This window comes from Staphylococcus sp. 231237_7MaSpsaltlick (genome assembly GCF_043107035.1).
On record NZ_JBICNX010000002.1, the window covers coordinates 460,662 to 475,977 of the forward strand.

At 33.8% G+C, this 15,316-nt stretch carries 14 protein-coding genes and 1 pseudogene; 11 read left to right on the forward strand and 4 right to left on the reverse strand.

The window, feature by feature from the left end:
• Positions 1-58: 58 nt before the first annotated feature.
• Together ACF91D_RS05235 and ACF91D_RS05240 are read right to left on the reverse strand one after the other, a co-directional pair.
• Positions 59-1,108, reverse strand: a complete 1,050-nt coding sequence (locus ACF91D_RS05235; protein WP_081325034.1) for an ISL3 family transposase — start codon at positions 1,106-1,108, stop codon at positions 59-61.
• A 143-nt stretch (positions 1,109-1,251) separates the two neighbouring features.
• Positions 1,252-1,566 (reverse strand): antibiotic biosynthesis monooxygenase family protein, encoded by a 315-nt coding sequence (locus ACF91D_RS05240; protein ID WP_069793334.1) that lies wholly within the window; start codon positions 1,564-1,566, stop codon positions 1,252-1,254.
• 186 nt (positions 1,567-1,752) lie between these two features.
• Here ACF91D_RS05240 and ACF91D_RS05245 point away from each other — a divergent pair, with 186 nt between their 5' ends.
• Both ACF91D_RS05245 and ACF91D_RS05250 read left to right on the forward strand, forming a co-directional pair.
• The gene (locus tag ACF91D_RS05245; RefSeq protein WP_069793335.1) at positions 1,753-2,514 is read left to right on the forward strand and encodes an SDR family oxidoreductase; all 762 of its coding nucleotides are present in this window, start codon (positions 1,753-1,755) and stop codon (positions 2,512-2,514) included.
• Between the two features lie 76 nt (positions 2,515-2,590).
• A pseudogene (locus ACF91D_RS05250) lies at positions 2,591-2,851 on the forward strand (ArsB/NhaD family transporter); the annotation flags it as partial.
• On the opposite strand, the gene ACF91D_RS05255 reads toward ACF91D_RS05250, so the two are convergent.
• Entirely contained in the window at positions 2,845-3,087 is a 243-nt protein-coding gene (locus tag ACF91D_RS05255; RefSeq protein WP_069793336.1) for a hypothetical protein, read from the reverse strand. The pseudogene ACF91D_RS05250 and the gene ACF91D_RS05255 overlap by 7 nt on opposite strands.
• A 254-nt stretch (positions 3,088-3,341) precedes the next feature.
• On the reverse strand, positions 3,342-4,091 hold the full coding sequence (locus tag ACF91D_RS05260; protein ID WP_069793337.1) for a DeoR/GlpR family DNA-binding transcription regulator: 750 nt from the start codon (positions 4,089-4,091) through the stop codon (positions 3,342-3,344).
• Positions 4,092-4,248: 157 nt separating this feature from the next.
• Here ACF91D_RS05260 and ACF91D_RS05265 point away from each other — a divergent pair, with 157 nt between their 5' ends.
• The 9 genes from ACF91D_RS05265 to ACF91D_RS05305 all read left to right on the forward strand — a co-directional run bounded on the left by ACF91D_RS05265 (position 4,249) and on the right by ACF91D_RS05305 (position 14,767).
• The gene (locus tag ACF91D_RS05265; protein ID WP_069793338.1) at positions 4,249-5,718 is read left to right on the forward strand and encodes a rhamnulokinase; all 1,470 of its coding nucleotides are present in this window, start codon (positions 4,249-4,251) and stop codon (positions 5,716-5,718) included.
• Positions 5,702-6,961: an L-rhamnose isomerase gene (gene rhaA, locus ACF91D_RS05270; protein WP_069793339.1), complete on the forward strand. Its 1,260-nt coding sequence runs from the start codon at positions 5,702-5,704 to the stop codon at positions 6,959-6,961. Before ACF91D_RS05265 ends, rhaA begins: the two co-directional genes overlap by 17 nt.
• Positions 6,962-7,792 (forward strand): rhamnulose-1-phosphate aldolase, encoded by an 831-nt coding sequence (gene rhaD, locus ACF91D_RS05275; RefSeq protein WP_069793340.1) that lies wholly within the window; start codon positions 6,962-6,964, stop codon positions 7,790-7,792. It begins immediately after the preceding gene.
• Positions 7,792-8,106 carry an L-rhamnose mutarotase gene (rhaM, locus tag ACF91D_RS05280; RefSeq protein ID WP_069793341.1) on the forward strand — a complete coding sequence of 105 codons (315 nt, stop codon included), beginning with the start codon at positions 7,792-7,794 and terminating at the stop codon, positions 8,104-8,106. Before rhaD ends, rhaM begins: the two co-directional genes overlap by 1 nt.
• A 17-nt stretch (positions 8,107-8,123) precedes the next feature.
• Positions 8,124-9,461: an MFS transporter gene (locus ACF91D_RS05285; protein WP_069793342.1), complete on the forward strand. Its 1,338-nt coding sequence runs from the start codon at positions 8,124-8,126 to the stop codon at positions 9,459-9,461.
• A 3-nt stretch (positions 9,462-9,464) separates the two neighbouring features.
• The gene (gene aldA / locus ACF91D_RS05290; RefSeq protein ID WP_327620849.1) at positions 9,465-10,895 is read left to right on the forward strand and encodes an aldehyde dehydrogenase; all 1,431 of its coding nucleotides are present in this window, start codon (positions 9,465-9,467) and stop codon (positions 10,893-10,895) included.
• 154 nt (positions 10,896-11,049) lie between these two features.
• The gene (locus tag ACF91D_RS05295; RefSeq protein WP_481135860.1) at positions 11,050-11,931 is read left to right on the forward strand and encodes a family 1 glycosylhydrolase; all 882 of its coding nucleotides are present in this window, start codon (positions 11,050-11,052) and stop codon (positions 11,929-11,931) included.
• Between the two features lie 270 nt (positions 11,932-12,201).
• Positions 12,202-14,013, forward strand: coding sequence for a purple acid phosphatase family protein (locus ACF91D_RS05300; RefSeq protein WP_081325036.1), 1,812 nt, complete (start codon positions 12,202-12,204; stop codon positions 14,011-14,013).
• A gap of 79 nt (positions 14,014-14,092) precedes the next feature.
• Positions 14,093-14,767, forward strand: coding sequence for a hypothetical protein (locus tag ACF91D_RS05305; RefSeq protein ID WP_039067972.1), 675 nt, complete (start codon positions 14,093-14,095; stop codon positions 14,765-14,767).
• The last annotated feature ends 549 nt before the right edge of the window (positions 14,768-15,316 follow it).

The following is a 15,316-nucleotide window of genomic DNA, read 5'->3' on the forward strand; positions in this document are numbered from 1 at the left end:
TAAAGGGGAACTGTAAAAACGGGCTCTTTATCAAAGAGGACTGATACCATTTTTGAGATTAGGCAACCTTAGGTTGCTTAATCTCTTTTTTGATTGGAGAAGCATAAAGTCGTGAAGTTAGTAAGATACGGTTGCGCAAATTATCATAATTTCTATATTCAAATGATATTCGTTTAATAAGTTTAACATTATTATTAATACCTTCTATCGGACCATTAGTTATATTAGTGTATTTTAGTGTGTTATTAATAAATGATTGATATTTATTTAAAGTTTTCAAGACTATTTTCAATTTGAAACATACTTTGTTGGCATCTATTTCATCAAGGGTATTCATAAAATCTATAGAATTATTATAGTTTAAACTATATCTTAATTTATTAACTAGTTCATAGCTATATTGGAAATTTTTATCAAAACTTAGTAAATACTCAACAACGCCTTTGGGTGTTTGCCAGGACTTGAATAACTTTAATTTACGATAAGAAATCGCATTAAGATCTTCAAACGGAGTTAGAATTAATTTCCAATAGCGTTTGTATTTATTATATAAAGGTCTATTACTACTCCTAAACGTATTCATCAGACCAACTCTAGACATGTTAAGCGCACGATTCAATGCTTGAACAATATGAAATCTATCAATAATAATTTGAGCATTAGGAAAAACTTCTTTAATCAAGGACATATATGGTTCATACATATCAATCGTAACGGTTAACACTTTGTTTCTCTCTTTAAGAGGAAAACGAGAAAAATAATTTTTTAGAGAGTATAGCTTTCTATCTCTTACTATATCTATAATTTTATGCGAAGTCGGATCACAAAAAATGAAACTCATTGCGCTGTCTACTTGTTTAACACTTTTAAATTCATCCATTAGTATATGTTTTGGCAAAGAGTTAAATGGCAAATATTTGATAACTTGTGCAGTATGATTAATCATACGTGAAACTGTTGAATTAGATACACCACAACTTTCACAATAATCAGGAATATATGTAACTTTCGCATAATAGCACTTAAATCTTTCTCCTTTGTATTCAATTTCTTCTAGTTTATTGTCGAAAATAACATTAGGGTCTTCAATTCCAAGTGTTTTTGATATAAATAATTCATAGGCGCATAATCTCTCCTTAGTTTATTTGGTAGGACATTTAAATTATAGAGATTTTTGCGCTTTTTTTGTATCAAAAAATAGGGCTGATTTTTATATCAGTCCTGTTTAGTATAGAGCCCTTTTATTATATTTTATATATCTAATAGTTCGAATTGCTTAATTTGTTTTTCAATATTTACTGAAGAAGTATTTTCTTTTTCTGCTTTGCGCATTTGCTTATGTTCTTCAATATGTGATGGGCGGGATAGCCATGCTTGAAAATATTTTTTCTCTAACCATTTAGATACTATAGAATATGAAATGCTAGAGTTCTTTTCGTTTTTCCAAATTTCAACATCTATTAAACCGTCGTATCCTTGGAAATCATCTTTGGCATGTAATGCCTTGTTGTCTAAAACGGCTCTATCCTCTATATTAGCTGTGAAATCAGCTTGTGCGATAAACATACAATCAATCCTCCTTAAGACTATTAATTAATCATATCAAAAATTATATGATTCGACATATATATCACTCTGAATTAATCTATATTATTTAATAAATAAGCTTTTTGCGAAATTTAAAGTAAGTTTTATTACTAGACGGATATCTAAAAACCAATTACACTAATTAGACTTATAAGGGGGGCTAAAATGGATATAAAAAACAACACAATATTAATAACTGGGGGCGCCTCTGGAATAGGACTTCAGTTCACCAAAAAGTTTTACGCAAACAATAATAAAATTATTATTTGTGGACGTAATACTGAAAAACTGAAAAGTATTGAAGCGGAATTTCCAGAAGTTATTACAAGGGTATGTGACATTTCTAGTTCTGAAGAACGACTGAATTTATATAATTGGGTAACTGAAAATTATCCAGATATAAACGTACTGGTAAATAATGCTGGGATACAAAATCGGTTCAATATCTTGAAAAGCGATGCAGCAGAAGATTGGGAAAACTTAAATGTAGAAATAAAATCTAATTTTGAAGCAACTGTACAACTTTCAATTCTATTTAGTCAGTATTTTGCTGATAAAACAACTAATTCAAATATAATTAATGTGTCTTCAGGTTTAGCTTTTGCGCCTATGGCAATAGCACCAATTTATTCAGCGACAAAAGCTGCAGTACATTCATTTACCGTTAGTTTGAGACACCAATTATCTAAGACAAATACAAATGTTTTTGAAATAATACCACCTGCCGTTAATACTGATTTAGGTGGAAAAGGTATCCATACTTTTGGGGCAAATCCGGTTGATTTTATCAATGAAATTTTTGAAGGACTAGTTCAAGAAAAAATTGAAATTGGTTATGGTTCTTCTAAAGAACGCTTAGAAATGTCCAAAAAAGAATTAGACGAATATACAGAAGAAATGTATAACGCTTTGAAAAATACAATTTAACAAATTCCAATTTAGCATATTTTGAAAAAGCTTAAATTTTTCTAATTTTTGCTTAATGTTACACATATAACATGGACTGTTGGTTATCAACAGTCCATGTTTATATTTAATACATTATTTCGATATTGGTTTTATTGAGTATTTTAGTGGAATGCTTATTCCTAATATATTTTCTCTGATTTTTAGTATTCTCATTTTATGGTTATATTTCAGAAAGTCTACATCTAAAACGTTCGATGCAGAAAATCTTATAGCGCCTAAAGATACAGTTTAAGATCCAAAGTTATTTAAGATTTCACGGATTGTATTAGCAACATTACCCGTGGGTTATTATATTAAAAATAATCTTTTAAAGGACTTGCGGAACTTTACCCATGCATCTTCATCAAGGTAATATTTATCTGCTATTTGGATGATGACCTCTTTTTTCAATAAATTATTGAAGGTTCTTTTGTGCTTAATATTTAAAGCGTCGTAAGTTTTGGCATTTTGGGGTGAAGTAGCTTCTGATATAATCATTTGCTTAGCAACTCTATTTTGTTTCCATACAATCACTTCTGAACCATTAGACATAAGACTCACTCCTTTTTATATAATTATAACATTATATAAATTAATTATCTTGATGTGTTAAAAGCATATACGGAGATATCAGTTTTTAATATTATTCTTTACAGACAATAGGGGGTCTAAGTATTACTAAAAGAAATATTGCGACTCGTATTATGAGTCAATAAAACGATAGAAGCCCACTACTCATGTTGTAAACAAAGGTAGTAGGCTTTTTATGTTGAATAGAAGTTACTGTCGCCATGGCTAATAGATGGTTATAACACAATTGTTGATGCTTTAGTGAATATGTTTTGCCATGTGTGATCGAGTTCTGTATCAGTGACAATGTAGTCAATATCAGATAATTGGGCGAACGTAATAAGACTGGTCTTATCGAATTTTGAGGCGTCGATTGCTAAAATAACTTTATTGGCTTTGCTAATCATTAACTCTTTGATGTGCGCTTCATACTCATTCGAATCAGTAATCATGCCATCTTTAGTTAAGGACTTACAACTTAAAATAGCATAGTCAGGATTAAATTTATGAATGGATTCAATTGTTTGCGGCCCAACTAATGCTGATGAGTGTTTTAAGAGTTTACCTCCAGTCGAATTAATTTCGAGTGATGACTGGTTTAACTCATATAAGGCATTGACTGCGTTTGTAATAATATGGATTTTTTTATCAGTAATTGCGAATTGTTTTAACGTTTCGATAACTGTTGAGCTTGAGTCTGAAAATAAGCTAGTATCGTCTTCAATAAAATGATTGATTTTTTTAGCAATCTTAAGCTTGGCTTCTTTATTCCGCGTGTGGCGAACAGAATAAGGTAGCTCTTCAGACTTTAATAATTTAGCTCCACCGTAATTACGTTCAGCAATGCCTTCTTTTTCTAATTTTTCTAAGTCTCTGCGGATAGTTTCTTCAGAGACATTAAATGTTTCTGCTAATTTACTTACGTAAACAACGTTGTTTACGTATAACTCATTCAGTAAATTTTTTCTCCGTTCAAAAGGCTTCATCTGTCATTGCTCCTAATTTGTTTTTCTCTAGTATAGCATAACCTAGCCTAAAACCTCACATATCACCATTATAAACAACAACAAACAACAAAATGTGTGGTTTATTGTTGATTTATGATAACTATAGCTCTATAATGTAAACCAAAGAGGTGAAGAAATGAAAAATTACATCGCAGTTGATATTGGTGCGTCAAGTGGAAGAGCAGTCCTAGCGCATGTAGAAGATGGAGATATCAAAATACAAGAAATTAATCGTTTTGCTAATGGATTCACCACAAAAAATCAACAAGAAGTGTGGGATGTTGATTATTTGTTTGATGAGATTATAATATCACTCGAACGAGCCAAAACGCTAGGCGTCGGTTCATGTTATTTAAGTATAGATACCTGGGGTGTAGACTATATTTTTTTAGATGATAAAAGTAAGCGCTTGCAAGAAGTGGTGTCATATAGAGACACGCGTACGAACCATACAATGGAGAAAGTATTTCAATTAATAACTAAGCACGATATTTATAACAAGACAGGTATTCAATTTTTACAATTTAATACGTTATTTCAGTTATATGAAGAATGTAAATCGGTAAAACAACAAGCAGAATATATTTTATTAGTTCCGGATTATTTAAACTTTCGCTTAACTGGGCGATTAACTAACGAAGTTACTAATTTAAGTACTACACAATTATTAGACCTATATGGCTATAACTTAAATAACGAATTGTTAGAAATAGTCGATATCAAGCCTCAACAGTTTGCAGAAGTGGTTGAACCTGGCACATATCTTGGAGATGTGAGACCCGATATTCATAAGTTGCATAATTTACCAGAAACGTGTGTTTATGCGACCACGTCGCATGATACTGCTTCTGCAGTATTAGGATCAGTAGGTCATAGTGGGAAAGATTGGGCATTTTTATCCAGTGGGACGTGGTCATTAATTGGTCAAGAATTATCAGAGCCTATTGTCTCTGAAAATGCTTTTAATCAGGGCTATTCCAATGAAAGAGGGATTCAAGGAACTTATAGGTTTTTGAAAAATATTATAGGTATGTGGATTATCCAAAGAGTCCGTAAAGATTGGCCCAAGAATTATACATTTCCCGAAATGGTAAAACAGGCACAACAACATACTGATTTTAAAGTGTTCGTTGATTTTAATGATGCACGCTTTATAAATCCAAATAACATGGTTGAAGCTATTCAAACCTATTGCATTGAGACTGGACAATCCGTTCCACAAACTATAGGAGAATTAGCACAAACAGTGTATTTAAATTTAGCTATCATTTATGCAGTTTCTATAGAGGCATTGAATGAGATAACAGGGTCGACGATTGAAGTTATTAATATTGTAGGCGGTGGCTCTAATAATGAATATTTAAATGAACTTACAGCTTATTATACGAACTGCGATATTATTGTAGGCCCTGTAGAAGCTACAGTTTTTGGTAACTTAGCAGCCACAATGATCGCGACAGAACAATTTAAAGATATAGCAGAAGCGAGACAAGCGATTGCACAGTCAAACATGCTGCAACATATCATGAAACCTAAAGATACAACAGACAGAATCACTGATATTAATTTATTTAAGGAGGCAACACAATATGCACACAAATTATAAAGAAGCATTTGCATTAGCAAAACAACAATATGAATCAATAGGAGTTAACGTAGAAGCCGCATTAGATAAACTAAAAGATATTAAAATTTCTATTCATTGTTGGCAAGGGGATGATATCGAAGGCTTTTTATTTAATGAGGAACTATCAGGTGGTATCTCGGTAACAGGTAATTATCCTGGTAAAGCACGTAATGGTTCAGAACTACGCAGTGACTTAGAAGAAGCGCTTAAACATATTCCAGGAAATCATAAAATTAATTTACACAGTATTTATGCTGAAACAGAAGAAACGATTGATTTAGATGAGATTGAGCCTAAGCACTTTAGAAATTGGGTAGAATGGGCGAAACAACACAGTTTAGGGTTAGATTTTAATCCAACGTGCTTCAGTCACGAAAAAGCAGCAGACGGCTTAACATTAGCACACCCACAACAAGAAATTCGTGATTTTTGGATTGAACATTGTAAACGTGCACGCCAAATCGGTGCTTATTTTGGTCAAGAATTAGGCCAAGCGTCAATTACTAATATATGGGTACCTGATGGGTACAAAGATACACCTGTAGATCGTCTGACACCGCGGAAACGTTTAATGAATAGTTTGGATGAAATTTTCAGCGAAGACATTGATGAAGCCTATAACGTAGATACTTTGGAAAGTAAATTATTTGGTATCGGCTCAGAAAGTTATGTAGTAGGATCTCATGAATTTTATATGGGTTATGGCTTAACACGCAATAAACAAATTCTATTAGACGCAGGTCATTATCATCCAACTGAAGTTGTGTCTAACAAATTATCAGCTTTGTCATTATTTGCTAAAGGTTTAAGTTTACATGTGTCGCGACCGGTGCGATGGGATAGCGACCATGTCGTAACGTTAGATGATGAATTAAATGAAATAGCTAAAGAATTAATTTATAACGACTTAATAGATACGACAACTGTAGGCCTAGATTTCTTTGATGCTTCTATCAACCGTGTAGCCGCATGGGTTATTGGTACTAGAAATATGCAAAAAGCATTATTAAAAGCACTATTAGACCCGGTGACACAATTAAAAGAAGCTGAACTAACTGGAGATTTTACGCAACGTTTAGCATTACAAGAAGAAATGAAAACTTATTTATTTGGTGCTATTTGGGATGAATTTTGTCTTAGAAATGATGTAGAGCCAGGGTTAAATTGGTATGAAGCTATTAAAGATTATGAACAAAATGTATTGGTAGAAAGAGGGATATAAATGGAAAAATTTATCGATTCGCCTATGGTTAAATCATTATGCAATATTACTAATGTGATGTACAACAAAGGCTGGGATGAACGTAACGGAGGTAATATCTCGTGGATTATTGATGATGATAAAGTAGCACCTTTCTTAGATGGTTTCACGGGAAATACACGTAATATTGCCTTGCCGTTTACTGTTGAGGCGTTAGCACAACGCTATTTATTAGTTACAGGAACAGGAAAATATTTTAAAAATATTAAAGACGATCCTCAAGACACACTTGGTTTAATTCAAATCGCTGGTGATGGTAAAAGTTACGACATTTTATGGGGGTTTGTGAATGGTGCATATGCGACAAGTGAATTGCCCACGCATTTAATGAATCATGCCCAACGCCTAGCAGTTGATGAAAATCATAGAGTCATCATGCACTGCCATGCGACACACACGATTGCGATGACGTTTGCACATGAATTAGATGAAAAAGCATTGACCAAAACGTTATGGAAGATGTGTACAGAGTGTTTAGTTGTATTCCCAGATGGTATCGGTGTTATTCCTTGGGTAGTCCCAGGAACAGAAGAAATCGGACAATTAACGGCAGAGAAAATGACATATTGTCGAAGTGTATTATGGCCATTTCACGGAGTTTTTGGTGCTGGACAAGACTTAGATGAAACATTTGGTTTGATTGAAACAATTGAAAAAGCAGCAGAAGTTTATACGTATGTTCAAGCGCAAGGTGGCACGAAGCAAGAAATTAGTGATGAACAACTTAGCGCACTTGCACAAGGGTTTAATGTAGAACCAAAAGCCGGCTATTTAGAGGTAGGTGTGAAGTAATGCCACAGCTAGCCTCAGTCATGTATGTGAAAGAAGGATGTCACGCAGAGTACAAACGTCGTCATGATCAGATATGGCCTGAAATGAAACAACTATTAAAAGACCATGGTGTGAGTGATTATCATATTTATTTAAATGAGCATACCGGTGAATTATTTTCGGTCTTAACAATAGAAGATGAAACACTACACGCTGAAATTGCGCAACAACCGATATGTCGCCAGTGGTGGGAGTATATGGCAGATATTATGAATGTGAATGATGATAATAGTCCGAAGTCAATCGAGTTAACAGAAGTGTTTTTCCTAGAATAAAAAAAGGGGATGGAAAAATGAACTTAAAACCTAAAAAAACAACGGGATGGGTGGCGACGATTGCGATTGCAATGGCGAACTATATCGAAGCTGGTTCCATCATTGCCGCAGCGAGTAGTTTATCACTGTGGCAAGCGTATTTAAATATTGATAACATGCAAATTGGTTTGTTGAGTGCATTGAGTGCAAATGCTTTGGGAGCAGCAATTGGTGCATTGATAGGCGGTCCAATTACAGATAAATTGGGACGTAAATTTATTTTCAAATATGATTTAATTCTATATATGTTAGGCATACTAGCAATTATTTTATCATTTAACTTCTCAATGCTATTGATTGGTACTATTGTTGTCGGTATTGCAGTTGGTATCGGCGTGCCTGTTGCGTGGACGTATATTGCAGAAGAAGCGCCTGAAGATGAGCGTGCGAAACGTGTAGGTACAGCACAACTGGCTTGGTCCATTGGCCCTGCAATCACTTTTTTATTAGCAGTTATTGTTGCACCCATGGGCTTGTTAGGTTCACGTTTGATTTTTTTACATCTATTCATTATTGCAGGTGTAACTTGGTGGATCCGTCAAGGTATGAATGAATCTGAAATTTGGGAAGCAGAAAAAGCGAAAGAGAAAGCAGAAGCGGCTCATGATATTAAAAAAACATCAGTAATTAAAGAATTATTTACCAACCCTGTGAATTTAAAAGCGATGTTATTATTAATGGGTATTTACCTGTTTTGGAACTTAACTTCTGGCGCTATGGGTTATTTTATGCCATTTATTTATGAAAGCGTTGGCGGTTTATCTGGCGCTCAAGCGAACATTTTACAAGCCGTGTTGTGGTTCTTAACAGTAGTGACGACATACTTTGGCTTTATGAAGTTAGGAGATAAAGTTAATCAACGACTGTTATTTGGTGTTGGCGCAGTTATGGGCATCGTGGCATGGTTAATTTTAACATTTGCGCCAATGAACTGGGTTTCACTCATATTGTTCGTTGTACTTTGGGGTTCATCTGCAGGTATTGGAGCGCAAGCCTTTTATGCACTATGGACAAGTGAACTCTTCCCAACAAGGTACCGCGCAGGGGCACAAGGATTAATGTATTTTATTGTACGTACTGGTATTTCAATTTATTCCTTTGTCTTACCGACGATTTTGGCGACGTTAGGTTTTAAAGTTACCGGTATAATTATGATTAGTTTCTTAGCCATTCACACTATAATAGGCTTAGTATTAACACCGAAAACGCAAGGCAAGACATTAACACAAATTGAAAAAGAGCGTTATGGCGACAGTGCAAACATTCAAGTAAAAGAAGCAGCGCAAGCAAATAATTTAAAAGAAGTGAGGGGTTAAGTGATGTATCAAATTAAAGATTATGTAAACGGCCAATTTGTAGAGCGACCAGAAGCATCCGTAATTGATGTTATAAACCCAGCGACAGAGGATATTATTGGACAAACATATGCAGGTACACAATTGCATACTCAAGAAGCAATTTATAGTGCACAACAAGCACAAATTGATTGGAGCGAAGTGCCTGCTATTGAAAGAGCACAATATTTAAAGAAAATAGCCACGGGAATACGCGAACGTAACGAAGAGTTAACGGAAGTCATTATCAAAGAAGGCGGAAAAACGCGTGGTTTAGCCAGTACAGAAGTATTTTTTACTGCTGACTATTTAGATTATATGGCGGAGTGGGCGCGTCGTTTTGAAGGTGAGATTATTCAAAGCGATCGTAAAAACGAGCATATTTTATTGTATAAAAAACCGCTTGGCGTTACATCAGGTATTTTACCTTGGAATTTCCCATTCTTTTTAATCGCACGCAAAATGGCGCCAGCATTAGTAACTGGTAATACAATTGTCGTAAAACCATCAGAAGAGACGCCTATTAACGCTTTAATTTTTACTGAGATTTTAGATACAGTAGGCTTACCGACAGGGGTTTTCAACTTAGTCAATGGTGCCGGCGAAGTTGTTGGTGATGAACTCGCACGCAATGAAGCAATTGAACTCGTATCGATTACAGGTAGTGAAAGTGCAGGGAAAAAAGTCATGGAAGCGGCGAGCCGCAATGTTACAAAAGTAAATTTAGAGTTAGGTGGTAAAGCACCAGCCATTGTCTTAGAAGATGCTGACATTGACAAAGCAGTACAATATATTATTGATTCACGTATTATCAATAGCGGTCAGGTGTGTAACTGCGCAGAAAGAGTCTATGTGCAATCATCCATACAAGATCAATTTGTAGATAAATTAGTAGCAAAAATGGCTGAAGTAACGTACGGTAACACGTTAGATAGTGATTATGATATGGGACCACTAATTAATAAAAAAGCCCAAAAAAATGTGCATCATCACGTAGAACAAGCTATTCAACAAGGAGGACACTTAGCGTGTGGCGGCGTTCTACCTAAAGGTAAAGGTAACTTTTATCCAGCAACCGTAATTACAGATTGTCATAACGACATGGAAATCATACAAGAAGAAGTTTTCGGACCTGTATTACCCGTCGTGAGTTTTGAAACTATTGATGAAGCAATAGCGCTCGCAAATGATAGCAGGTTTGGTTTGACTTCATCTATATACTCTAACGATATGAAACAAGTCTTTAAAGCTGTAGATCGCTTAGAATTTGGCGAAACGTATATTAATAGAGAAAATTTTGAAGCTATGCAAGGTTTCCATGCAGGTGTTAAACATTCAGGCATTGGCGGTGCTGACGGCAAGCATGGCTTAGAAGAATATTTACGCACACATGTCGTATATATGAATATAGATTAGACTATGGTTATCATTTTTTAACTATAAATAGAGAGAAAACCGAGACATTATGAATGTCTCGGTTAAAAATAAGATAGAAAGCTACATTTGTCATTGTCTTATATAATAACTTTTTAATTCATAACTACAAGTTTATTTACATAGATTAATAGTAATATATAAAAGTTATTGTTCAAGGGTTTTTTCAAACTCGATAAGCTGTTGCTTAATTATATCTAACGAATCAATGTTATATCAAGCAGCGCATTATATGTTAGTTGCAAGTGCTAAAGCTGTGGAAAGTTGTCACCGTATCACGCCCGATGCTCATATAGGTTGCATGATTGCAGGCGGTAGTTTTTATCCGTACAGCTGTAACCCGGAAGACGTCTGGCAGTCTATGATTGATGAAAGAACTAATACATTCTTTGTAGATGTCCAGGCTAAAGGGAAATACCCTTACTATATGGAATCACTATTTAAGTCTAAAGGAATCCAAATTGATATTACTGACCATGATAAAGAAGTTTTGAAACAAACCGTAGATTTTGTAGCGTTTAGCTATTATGCGTCTAGAACATCTATTGCTGATATTACAAGAGTAGAGAAAAATGAAGGTAATGTAATAGTATCGGCTAAAAATCCATACTTAAAGATGAGTGATTGGGGATGGGTTGTCGATCCACTTGGTTTAAGGATTACGATGAATCAAATATATGAACGCTTTGAGAAACCTCTATTTGTTGTTGAAAATGGGTTGGGAGCAAAAGATGTCATAGAAGCAGACGGCAGTATCCAAGATGACTATCGTATTGATTATATGCAACAGCATATTCAAGCGATGCATGATGGCATTCAAGACGGTGTACCATTGCTTGGTTACATTAGTTGGGGAATTATAGATTTAGTATCAGCATCCACAGGTGAAATGAGTAAACGTTATGGTATGATATTTGTTGATAAAGACGATGCTGGTAATGGCACCTTAGAACGTAAAAAGAAGAAATCATTTGATTGGTATAAAAAAGTCATACATCAAAATGGTATAAAAATTTAAATAGCTAGAGAACCAAGTATTTATATTTGGTTCTTTTTATTTTTCTATGCGTAATTTAGCTATTTTCATTTTAGAAAGCAAAGGCATTATGGGTTTTCGATTTCGGAATTCTATAAAAAATAACTAAAATCAATTATCATTTGTATGTTTATAAGAATATATAGTTTTAATGTCATATTTACAAATAACATATGTAATTAATATCGGCTTAAAATAGTAATGTTAAAGTAGTGAGGAAAGAGTAATATGAATCGTCAGAGGAGGAGTTATATGAATCAGAAGAAACATCAATCGATTGCTTTCCGTACTGCAGCGAGTTTTGTCTTATTATTTAGTCTTATTGCTACACCAGAATCAGCACACGCAAGTGGATCAGGGGAAGCTACCGATAATGCCAATCCAACAGCCCAACAAGAGAATAATAACAAAATAAAACTTTTAGATAAAAAGCCTAAAGTTGAAGATATCAAAAAGCAAAATAAACCGAACCGAATTATTACAAATATAAATGGTAATCCACAGTCAGAAATGGGTTTTAGCTGGTATACATCAGATAAATTTGATGATTCTAAAGTATGGGTATCAGAGTCTAAAAACTTTAAGAATGCCAAAACATTTGATGCAAATGTTCAAAAAGTAGATTCAAAGTACCTTGAAAGAGATAAACATGGAAATATTATTTTTAAAGATATTGCTAAAAATGATGAAGGTGAGCCAGTAAAAGGTAAAGATGGTAAAGAAAAAGTGAATGGTTATTATACAGATAAACATGCTGGTGGCCCAGAATGGATGAGTGGTGACAAGCATGGTAAAACAAACTTAATAACTGAAGCTGAGTATACATACAAAGCACAAGCAAAAGACTTAAAACCAAATACAAAGTACTACTATAAAGTAGGAAGTGATAATGGTAAGAAGAGCCAAGTTGGACAGTTTAAAACAGCTGGTAAAAAAGGCGATCCATTTAATTTCGTACAATATACAGATACGCAAAATGCTTTTTGGAATGAAAATGTAAGAAATGAAGCGGCATTTGGTGCAGATACGTTGAAAAATGCTATTCAAACGGCTGGGGATCCTAGCTTTGCATTACACACAGGAGACTTTATTGAAACAGCAGAAGTTGAAGATGAATGGAAAGATTTATATAAACAATCGCGTCCATCATTCATGTCATTACCAGTTGTAGCCACAGCAGGAAATCATGATGAATATGCACTAAATGAAGAAGATGAAAAACTATTAACTAAATTTAATGAACATGTGAACGTACCAAAAGAAAATGACGCTGTAAATGGCGGTTCTTACTATTCATTTGATTACAACGGCGCACACATGGTTGTTGCAAATACAAATGACAACAAAAAATCTAAAGACAATCCAGACGAAAAAGCGATAGGCAAAAAACAAATGGAATGGATTAAGAAAGATATCAAAAAAGCACGTGATAATGGTTCGAACTGGGTAGTGTTAAACTTACATAAACCAATGTATTCTAAGTCTTATCATGCTTTATCAGATAAAGATGTGAAGAAAATTAGAGAAGAGTTAACAAAAGAAATCGATGATTTAGATGTAGATCTAGTCTTACAAGGTCATGATCATGTATTATCACGTACACATCCATTAGAACATACTTCGACGAAAAACAGTTTCGTAAATGCTAAAAAAGAAGACACTAAACAATTTGTTGGCCAAGACAATGTAACATATTATGATAATCCAAAAGGTTCTGTATATGTATTGCCAAATACAGGTGGTACAAAAGAATACGACAGTATCTACGACCGTTCTTTAGAACATATTAAAAAAGTGAGACCAGAATTAAGTTGGTTAACTGAAAAAGATTTAGAACACTATAACAGTCTATTTAAATTAGGTAAACAGCCTCAAGAAACAGATGCCTTTAAAGACAGTCACTCAAATAACCGTGACTCTTCTTCACAAAACTTCTCAGTCTATGAAGTTGAGGGCAATACATTGAAAGTTAAAATTTATCAATTAAACGGTGACATTAGTAAAGGTGAACAGCGTAATGTTGAACTAGTTGATGAGTTTGGCATTCAAAAAGACAATAAATAATTAAATCAACGCCTAAGTTAGAGGATAATAATCTAGCTTAGGCCTCTTGATTTCCCAGGAAATTGAGGATTGATAAATAATGAAACAAGTACTAAGATGCCTAACAATAATCTTTTTATCTTGTCTGGTATTATCTGCCTGTAATAATGAAAAAGAAGCAACTCAACAGTCAGGTAAAAATGATAAAGCTACTAAAAGTGCTAACCAAGAAACATCATCCGAAGCATCTATATCAGACCAAGATAAAAAAGAAATTAAAGAAGAGGTCTTGTCGTGGCTTGCTAAACATGAGAAAAGTAATAATAAGGCAGTATCAAATCGCTATTTCGGTAGTGGAAGCATGTCTGATGGAGATTGGTATGCAGGTACTGAGGATGGGGAAATTCAAGTAAGTGATAGGGGAAAACCAGGGCCGAAAGCTTTTGATTTACATTCTGTGACGGGTGCGGTAACTTACACATCAAATGAAGGGGTAACTGGTATAGATAAAGCTGCCAAGAACTTATCAAATATTGAAGGGTATAGTGCTGTTGCTGACATTAATAAACCCGTAACTAAATACCTATTTGCAGATAATGGCAAAGTGTATGAATATGCGTTTACTGATTCAAAAGATATTACCTTGTCATCTGGTTTTGCACCTAAAGATTATAATGGAAAAGATCCAAATTTAAACCCAAATCAAATGTTCAAAGTTAGTGATAATAAAGCACTTAACGATTTTTATAATAAATTATTGAAGAAATATGAGTGAATTATTATAACTTTATTGAATTAGCTTATATCTCTGGCGATAGTGAAAAAGGCATTGAAGCCTAGACCAAAGATAATAAAAATTATTACTAATACTGGCAAAGACACAAATACTCCATTATTAATAAACTTATATGCATGAGCCGGGTCTTTGATGCTAGTTAGTCATAATAAAAACAAATAATAACGACTAATAAGTATTATAGTAATAGATTTTATAATTGATAAAAAAGAAATCGCAAAATAAATAAAACTATACTCTTGAAATTGGAAATTATGATACGCCCCCAAATGTTGGACTGAAAATCTAACTTTTAGGGGTGTGTTATTTTGATACTAGCTAAATTAAAGCGAAACATAAAATTTAAGCAACTAAAAGAAGAAGCAAAAGATTAAATCACTACGAATAATTATAAAATTAATGAAAACCCCACTCATAGTATAAAAAATAATTTTAGTCCAAGAAGTTATATAAAAGTTATATTTAAAATAAAAATTGCTTTAATTAAAAACACACGATAAACTTAAATTTCGTAAACTAATTTATTTT

Bases quoted from the DNA above. Each gene is read 5' to 3' on its own strand.
- ACF91D_RS05240 (WP_069793334.1), bottom strand. From the start codon at position 1,566: ATGTTTATCGCACAAGCTGATTTCACAGCTAATATAGAGGATAGAGCC.
- ACF91D_RS05245 (WP_069793335.1), top strand. From the start codon at position 1,753: ATGGATATAAAAAACAACACAATATTAATAACTGGGGGCGCCTCTGGA.
- ACF91D_RS05255 (WP_069793336.1), bottom strand. From the start codon at position 3,087: ATGTCTAATGGTTCAGAAGTGATTGTATGGAAACAAAATAGAGTTGCT.
- ACF91D_RS05260 (WP_069793337.1), bottom strand. From the start codon at position 4,091: ATGAAGCCTTTTGAACGGAGAAAAAATTTACTGAATGAGTTATACGTA.
- ACF91D_RS05265 (WP_069793338.1), top strand. From the start codon at position 4,249: ATGAAAAATTACATCGCAGTTGATATTGGTGCGTCAAGTGGAAGAGCA.
- rhaA (WP_069793339.1), top strand. From the start codon at position 5,702: ATGCACACAAATTATAAAGAAGCATTTGCATTAGCAAAACAACAATAT.
- rhaD (WP_069793340.1), top strand. From the start codon at position 6,962: ATGGAAAAATTTATCGATTCGCCTATGGTTAAATCATTATGCAATATT.
- rhaM (WP_069793341.1), top strand. From the start codon at position 7,792: ATGCCACAGCTAGCCTCAGTCATGTATGTGAAAGAAGGATGTCACGCA.
- ACF91D_RS05285 (WP_069793342.1), top strand. From the start codon at position 8,124: ATGAACTTAAAACCTAAAAAAACAACGGGATGGGTGGCGACGATTGCG.
- aldA (WP_327620849.1), top strand. From the start codon at position 9,465: ATGTATCAAATTAAAGATTATGTAAACGGCCAATTTGTAGAGCGACCA.
- ACF91D_RS05300 (WP_081325036.1), top strand. From the start codon at position 12,202: ATGAATCAGAAGAAACATCAATCGATTGCTTTCCGTACTGCAGCGAGT.
- ACF91D_RS05305 (WP_039067972.1), top strand. From the start codon at position 14,093: ATGAAACAAGTACTAAGATGCCTAACAATAATCTTTTTATCTTGTCTG.